1 protein-coding gene is annotated in these 835 nt (G+C 54.9%); it reads right to left on the reverse strand.

Annotation, left to right across the window (positions count from 1 at the left end):
• Positions 1-17: 17 nt before the first annotated feature.
• Positions 18-769 (reverse strand): IS5 family transposase gene (locus tag GRB80_RS15975; protein WP_419880027.1). Its coding sequence is split into 2 segments (ribosomal slippage): positions 18-443 and positions 446-769, totalling 750 coding nucleotides; the frame shifts between segments, so codons are not numbered across the junction.
• Positions 770-835: the final 66 nt, after the last annotated feature.

Below are 835 nucleotides of genomic sequence, written 5' to 3' on the forward strand. Positions count from 1 at the left end.
CTAGGGAGCGTTAACAATCAGGCCAGCCAAACGATGGCCGATACGAGGCAGAGTAGCGACTGATAATTTCTTGCCAGTCGCTCATAGCGCGTTGAGATACGCCTGAACTGTTTGATTTTTTGGAAAAACCTCTCGACAAGGTTACGATCTTTATAGCTGTGCCAGTCTACCTCGATGGGCGCCAAGCGGTTCTTTCTCGGTGGAATCACTGGCTCGGCACCCACCGCTCGGATGGTGTCTCTCAGCGCAGTAGAATCGTACCCTTTGTCACCCAGTACAGCGTTCGGGGCAAAGCCTTCAAGCAACGCCGGAGCCGCACCGTATTCTGAGGCTTGCCCTGGGGTGAGAATCAGCCTAACAGGGTTGCCCAAGGCATCAACAGCCGCGTGTATCTTGGTGCTCAAGCCTCCTCGAGACTTGCCCATGGCTTCGGCGCTCTGTGCCGTTTTTTTGAAGCCCCGTGCTGATGAACCCTGACGATGCTGCCGTCGATCATCAACTGCTCCAGATCAGGATCATCGGCCAACGTGTCGGCAACCTGCTGCCAAACGCCTTTTTTTGACCAGCGGTTGTATCGCATGTAGACGGTATGCCAGCGACCGAAGGAGGCAGGCAGGTCACGCCAAGGAGCCCCAGTGCGAGCGATCCAGAGGACAGCTTCAACAAAGAGGCGGTTGTCTTTGGCGGTCACACCACAGTCGGTCACTTTGCCGGGAAGGAGAGGCTCAAGTTTCTCCCACTGGTCATCACGCAGCATCAGTCGAGGCATTCGTCATCCAAATCCCGTCATGCTACATCAGGTACGCAAAAATTAGTAATTGTTAACGCTCCCTAG

Origin of the sequence: Halomonas icarae (assembly GCF_009901955.1) — a bacterium.
Lineage (GTDB): Bacteria > Pseudomonadota > Gammaproteobacteria > Pseudomonadales > Halomonadaceae > Halomonas > Halomonas icarae.